Annotated in this window: 5 protein-coding genes; all 5 read left to right on the top strand. The window is 70.7% G+C overall.

Annotation, left to right across the window (positions count from 1 at the left end; genetic code table 11):
- A partial coding sequence (locus ACWF94_RS29475) for a PucR family transcriptional regulator (RefSeq protein ID WP_453495080.1) occupies positions 1-1,142 on the top strand: 1,142 nt, incomplete at its 5' end.
- 184 nt (positions 1,143-1,326) lie between these two features.
- Entirely contained in the window at positions 1,327-2,892 is a 1,566-nt protein-coding gene (locus ACWF94_RS29470) for an ABC transporter substrate-binding protein (protein WP_453495077.1), read from the top strand.
- Positions 2,893-2,896: 4 nt separating this feature from the next.
- Complete coding sequence (locus ACWF94_RS29465; RefSeq protein ID WP_453495074.1) at positions 2,897-3,961, top strand: ABC transporter permease; 1,065 nt, start codon at positions 2,897-2,899, stop codon at positions 3,959-3,961.
- Positions 3,958-5,808 carry a dipeptide/oligopeptide/nickel ABC transporter permease/ATP-binding protein gene (locus ACWF94_RS29460; protein ID WP_453495071.1) on the top strand — a complete coding sequence of 617 codons (1,851 nt, stop codon included), beginning with the start codon at positions 3,958-3,960 and terminating at the stop codon, positions 5,806-5,808. The genes ACWF94_RS29465 and ACWF94_RS29460 overlap by 4 nt, the downstream gene beginning before the upstream one ends.
- The gene (locus ACWF94_RS29455) at positions 5,805-6,500 is read left to right on the top strand and encodes an ABC transporter ATP-binding protein (protein WP_453495069.1); all 696 of its coding nucleotides are present in this window, start codon (positions 5,805-5,807) and stop codon (positions 6,498-6,500) included. The genes ACWF94_RS29460 and ACWF94_RS29455 overlap by 4 nt, the downstream gene beginning before the upstream one ends.
- Positions 6,501-6,525: the final 25 nt, after the last annotated feature.

Below are 6,525 nucleotides of genomic sequence, written 5' to 3'. Positions count from 1 at the left end.
CCATCGAGGACCGGGCCTCGCGTGTCCTCGCCTACTCCGGCCGCCAGGACGAGGCCGACCCCAGCCGGGTCGCCACCGTTCTCGGCCGCCAGGTACCGGAGTACATCAGCCGGATCCTGCATGACAGGGGTTACTTCCGCCGGCTCCATCAGAGCCGGGAACCCGTCTTCATCCACCTCCAGGATGTGGGCAGCCGCCGTACCGCGATAGCCGTCCGCTCCGGCGACGAGATCCTCGGCTCCATCTGGGTCGCCGCACCCGAACCCCTGGAAGGCGCACGCGCGAGTGCCCTGATCGACGCGGCGAAGATCGTCGCCCTGCAACTGCTGCGGGAGAGAGCGGGCGCCGACACAAGGCGGCGGCTGCGGGCCGATCTCCTGTCCACCGTCCTCGAAGGCGGCCGGGACGCGGCCGACGCCGCCGCCCGGCTCGGTATCGACTCCGAGGGAGTGTGTGTCCTCGCCGCCCAGCTCACCGGCGACGACACCGTCCACAACGACACCGACCGGCAGCGGTTCTGCGATGCCCTCGCACTCCATGTCGGCGCGATCCACCCCCGGTCGGCCGCCGCGGTCGTCGGCTCGGTGGCCTACGCCGTACTGCCCCTGCCGCCCACCCGCGCCGCGCCGGCCGAGGCCGCGGACAGCGCCGAACAGCGGGCGATCCGGGTCGCCAGGAACTTTCTGACCCGGGTCGGCGTCCGGTACGCAGCCACGATCGGTATCGGCCGCCCCGCCGCCAGCCTGGCCCAGGTCGCCCGCTCCCGCGCCGACGCCGACCGTGCCCTGCGCGTCCTGACGTCGCGCGGCGTCCCCAACACCACCGCGGGCTACACCGAACTGCACATGGAGTCCCTCCTGCTGCAACTCGCCGATCTCGCGGCGGCCGAGGAACACCAGCCCGTGGGGCCCTATCGCACCCTGCTCGCCTACGACCGGGAACACGGCAGCGAACTGGTGGCCACGCTCAGCGCCTATCTCGACGCCCTGGGTGACGTCGCCCTCGCCTCGGCGCGGATGCATGTCCACCCGAACACCTTCCGCTACCGCCTCAAGCGTCTCGTCGAGATCAGCGGCTTCGACCTCTCCGACGCCGAGGCGAGGTTCGGGATCATGCTGCAGATGCGCATTTTCGGCCGGTAGCACGAACCTCCCCGATTCTTCTGTGCTCCGGTACAAGCAGGCGAGGCCGGGCAGCGGGCCGCGGACGCGCATTTTCGGCGGGGAGCACGGACCTCGCCGATTCTTTTGTGCTCCGGTACGAATACCCGGAGACGGTGAGCGGTCAGTGTGGTGCATCACTCCCACGCTTGCTTCTGGAGCTCCGATGACACACTCCCGATCCGCGATCGCGGCGCTCGGTGCCCTGCTGCTCGTCACGACCGCGTGTGCCGCCACGGACAGCGAAGGGGCCGGCGGTGACACCTTCACCCTCGCCATGAGCGGTGACCCCGGTTCCCTCGACCCGGCCAAGTCCCTCCGGTCCCATACGAACACCGTTCTCTCGATCGGATACGACACCCTCGTCTCCGCCGACACCAAGAACCGGACCGTACCGGGACTGGCCACGTCATGGCAGGTGAAGCCCTCGTCGGTGACCTTCACCCTGCGCAAGGGCGTCACCTGTGCGGACGGCTCCCCGGTGAAGCCGAGCACGGTCGCGGCCAACATCGACTACGTCACCAGGAACAAGGCCCCGATCTACGGTGTCCTCGTCCCGCCGGGCCTCACCGCCAAGGCGGACGACGCGGCGGGCACGGTCACCTTCGCGACTCCCACCCCGTTCAGCTTCATTCTGGAGAGCGCTCGTACGATCCACATCGTCTGCGGCAAGGGGCTGGCCGACCGGAGCCTGCTCGCGCGGGGCACATCCGGGTCCGGCCCCTATCAGCTGACCCACGTCCGGCCCGGTGACCGGTACACCTTCCGGCTGCGCGAGGACTACGCCTGGGGCGCCGGCGGAGCCACCTCGGCCGGAATGCCCAAGACCTTCGTACTGAAGATCGTGGCCAGCGAGCAGACCGCCGCCAACCTGCTGATCGGCGGGAACATCAACGCGGCCCTCGTCCAGGGACCCGACCGGATCCGGCTCAAGGCCCTGTCCCAGATCAAGACCCGGGAGATTCCGACCACCAGCGAACAGTTCAACTTCCACCAGGGCAAGGGCAAGCCGACCGCCGACCCGGCCGTACGCAAGGCCCTGGTCCAGGCCCTCAACCTGAAGGATCTGGCCATGATGGCGTCCAGCGGCGAGGTCCGTCCCGCAGGCGGCATGGTGGCGGAGCCGAGGCCCTGCCCCGGCGACGACTACTCCCGCTATGTCCCGCCGCATGACACGGCGAAGGCCGAGGCGGGACTCGACGCGGCAGGCTGGCGCAAGGGAAGCGACGGAGTCCGGGCCAAGGACGGCCGCAAACTGAAGATCACCCTGCTCTACGCCCTCGGCCGCGGCGAGTCGGCGGGCGCGACCGTCGAGTACACCGCCGCGGTCTGGAAGAAGATCGGTGTCAAGGTCGAGATCAAGGCCATCGCCGGCGCTCGTATCAGCGAAGTCGTCGGCGGCACCACCGACTGGGACGCGGGCTTCATGCCGCTCGGCGTCGGCCTCCCCTCCCAGCTCATCGGCGTCTTCACCGGCCCCACCCCGCCGACCGGCGGCAACTTCGTGCACGCGAAGAACGCCCAGTACGCCAGCCTCGTCACCCAGGCCATGCGAACCCCCGGAGCGGCGGGCTGCGTGCTGTGGAACAAGGCGGAGAAGGCGCTCGTGGAGAACCACGACATCATGCCGGTCGTCGGCATGTCCATCACGCTGGCGACCCGCGACGGCGACCTGCGGATATACCCCGGGGTCGTGTTCCCGACCACCGTCCGGCTCACGGAAGGTGAGTGATCGTATGCCGGAGAGCCGACACACGAACACACCGGTGAAGAACCGCGAGAAGACCCCGCCACCGGAGAACCCGCGCAGCGGCCCGGGTACGTCACGGCGGCGGGGATTCCCGGTCCGGCTCCTGCTGCGGGCGGGGGTACGGTTCGCGGTCTCCCTGGCCGCGCTGCTGGTGGCGTCGTTCTCGATGATCCACCTCCTGCCGGGTGATCCCGTACGGGCGGCGCTGGGTCCGACCGCCCCGCCCGAAGTCGTGGCGGCCCGGCGGGCAGCGCTCGGACTCGACGACCCGATCCACACACAGTTGCTGGACTACATCAAGCAGGCGCTGAGCGGGGACTTCGGCACATCGTTCCTGACCTCCGAACCGGTGGGCGATGTCATCGCCGACCGGTTGCCGAACACCCTCGCCATCGCGCTGCTCGCCACGGTGCTCGCGGTGGCGGTGGCCATCCCCCTCGGGATGTGGGCCGCCATCCGGACCGAGAACGGGCGCCGTCCGCTGACCCGGGGTGTGTTCTCCGGGCTCACGGGCACGGCCAACGCGGTCCCCGAGTTCCTCTACGCCATCGGCCTCGTGGCCGTCTTCGCGGTCGGTCTGGAATGGCTGCCGGCCGCCGGGATGGACGGCCCGTCCTCCTACATCCTGCCGGTGATCGCCCTGGCCATCGGACCCACGGCGATGATCGCGCGGGTGTGCCGGGTGGAGACCCAGCGGGAACTGGGCAGTGAGTACATCCGCCTCGCCCGCGCCAAACGGCTGCCCGTCGTGCGGATCCATCTGCGCCATCTGCTGCCCAACACCCTGACCGCCACCCTCACCATGACCGGACTGCTGCTGGCCGCGCTGGTCACCGCCGGTGTCCTGGTGGAGAACGTGTTCGCCTGGCCGGGGCTCGGCCTGCGCACCGTCGAGGCGATCACCCAGCAGGACTATCCCGTCGCCCAGGGCGTGATCCTGGTCTACGGCGCCATCGTCCTCACCATCAACTTCCTGGTGGACCTGCTGATCGGGTGGCTCGACCCGCAGTCCGCCCTCAACACCGCCCACAAGCCCGCCGAGGAGGCATGATGCGCCGACTGCTGCGCACACCGGCCGGCTGCGCCGGACTCCTGATCGTCACCACGATGGCCCTGCTGGCCGCCTTCGCCCCCCTGATCTGGGGCGACGACGCCGTCCGCTTCGACACCAGCGCGATCAGCGAGGGATCCTCCGGTGCCCATCCGCTGGGCACCGACGCCCTCGGCCGCGACCTGCTCGCCCGAACCCTGGTCGCCACCCGCTTCTCCCTGCTGCTCGCCCTGGCGGCGACCGCGATCGGCGCTACCTGCGGGATCATCCTGGGCGCGCTGCCCTCCGTGCTCCCGAAAGCCGCCGCCCGGGTCGTCACCGCGACGGTCGACGCCCTGGTCGCCTTTCCCGCGCTGCTGCTCGCCATGTTCACCGCCGTGATCGCGGGACTCGGCGCACGCGGTGCGGTCCTCGGTATCGGGGTGGCGCTCGTCCCGGCGTTCGCCCGGCTGACGAACAACCTCGCCGCCTCCATCGCCGGCTCGGACTACGTCCTGGCGGCCCGGATGATGGGCGTGCCCCGCCATCGGGTCCTGGTGCGCCATGTCGTCCCGAACATCGCCGAACCCCTGATCCTGACCGTCGCCCAGGCCATCGGCGCTGCCCTGGTGGGCCTGGCCGGGCTGTCGTTCCTCGGCCTGGGTGTGCAGCCCCCGGACTACGACTGGGGCCGGCTCCTGTTCGACGCCTTCGGCCATATCTACGTCACCCCGGTCGTCGCCGTCGGCCCCGCGCTCGCCATCCTGCTCGCCGGACTCGGCTTCGCCCTGCTGGGCGACTCGCTCTCCGACGCCGCCGCGCGCACCTCCCGCGCGGGTGCGGCCGTACCGCCCTCGGCCGGGACACCGGAGTCCGCGGACGTCAAGGATGACCTGGCGGCCGAGCCGGATCCGGATGCGGTGCTGGAGGTCCGTGGCCTGACCGTCGCTTTCCCCGGTGGGGTGACCCCGGTGCGGGATGTCTCGCTGACGGTACGGCCGGGGCAGATCGTGGGTCTGCTCGGTGAGTCGGGCAGTGGGAAGAGTCTGACCGCGTCCGCGATCGGCGGCCTCGTCCCCTACCCCGGGCTGGTGGACGCCGGCCGGCTGCGGCTGTGCGGCACGGAACTGGACACCCTCTCCGAAGGCGAACGGCGCAAGCTTCTCGGCACCTCACTGGCGATGATCTTCCAGGACCCGATGGCCTCCCTCAACCCCGCCCTGCGGATCGGCGGCCAGCTCGCCGAGGTCGCCACCGTCCACCAGGGCGCCACCCGCGCCGAGGCACGGCAGCGGGCCGTCGACCGGCTCGGCCAGGTCCGCCTCCCCGACCCGGACACAACCGCCGCCAGCCACCCCCACGAACTCTCCGGCGGAATGCGCCAGCGCGCCGTCATCGCCATGGGCCTGATGGGCACCCCCCGCCTCATCATCGCCGACGAACCCACCACCGCCCTCGACGTCACCGTCCAGCGCCAGATCCTCGAACTTCTGCGCGACGTCACCCGCGATACCGGTGCCGGAGCCCTCTTCATCACCCACGACATCGCCCTCGCCAGCGAACTGTGCGACCACGTCGCCGTCATGTACGCCGGACGCATCGTGGAAGAACTCCCCGCCCACCGTCTCGCCCAGGACGCCACACACCCCTACACCCGCGCCCTCCTCGGCTCCGTACCCGCCATGGACACCGACCGCACCATCCCCCTCGCCAGCATCCCCGGCACCCAGCCCCCACCGGGCGAAGTGGGACCGGGCTGCGCCTTCGCCGACCGCTGCGCCGCGGCCACCGACCAATGCCGTACCACCCGCCCGGTCCTCGTCACACAGGGCGCCGGACACCGCGCCGCCTGCTGGGAGACACCATGAAGATCAGTGAACTGACGGTACGGTACGGCTCGTTCACCGCCGTGGACGCCCTGTCCCTGGACATCCCCCCGGGTTCGATGGTGGGTCTGGTGGGGGAGTCCGGCTCGGGCAAGTCGACCGTGGCGCGGGCCATCGCCGGGCTGGTCCCCTTCCGCGGCACCGTCACCGGCGTCGACCGGGAACACATCCAGATGGTGTTCCAGGACCCCTACAGCTCCCTCAACCCCCGCATGACCGCCGGAGACTCCATCGCCGAGGGCCTGGCCCGGCTGCCGCGCGGACAACGGCGCACCGAAGTCGAACGCCTGCTGGACCTGGTGTCCCTGCCCGCCGACTACGCCGGCCGCTACCCCCGCGAACTCTCCGGCGGCCAGCGCCAGCGCATCGCCATCGCCCGCGCCCTGGGCACCCGCCCCCGGCTCCTCATCGCCGACGAGATCACCTCCGCCCTCGATGTTTCCGTCCAGGGCGCGGTCCTCAACCTCATCCGCGAACTCCAGGAAGAGCTGGGCCTGTCCATGCTCTTCATCTCCCACAACCTCGCCGTCGTCCGCTACGTCTGCGACCGTATCGCCGTCATGCGCCGGGGACGGCTGATCGAGGAAGGCCCCGTCGAGGAAGTGGTCGCGAACCCCGCACGGCAGTACACCCGCGAACTCCTCGAAGCCGTCCCCCGCATGGCCACCACCTGACGAGCCGTGTGCCCGGTCCGGGGAC

It is taken from the genome of Streptomyces sp. NPDC055078, assembly GCF_053607985.1.
Note: the sequence above shows the minus strand (reverse complement) of the source record. Positions and strands in the feature narration are given on the sequence as shown.

What these genes read in the sequence shown, in the direction of transcription:
- ACWF94_RS29470 (WP_453495077.1), top strand. Translation starts at nt 1,327, where the DNA reads ATGACACACTCCCGATCCGCGATCGCGGCGCTCGGTGCCCTGCTGCTC.
- ACWF94_RS29465 (WP_453495074.1), top strand. Translation starts at nt 2,897, where the DNA reads ATGCCGGAGAGCCGACACACGAACACACCGGTGAAGAACCGCGAGAAG.
- ACWF94_RS29460 (WP_453495071.1), top strand. Translation starts at nt 3,958, where the DNA reads ATGATGCGCCGACTGCTGCGCACACCGGCCGGCTGCGCCGGACTCCTG.
- ACWF94_RS29455 (WP_453495069.1), top strand. Translation starts at nt 5,805, where the DNA reads ATGAAGATCAGTGAACTGACGGTACGGTACGGCTCGTTCACCGCCGTG.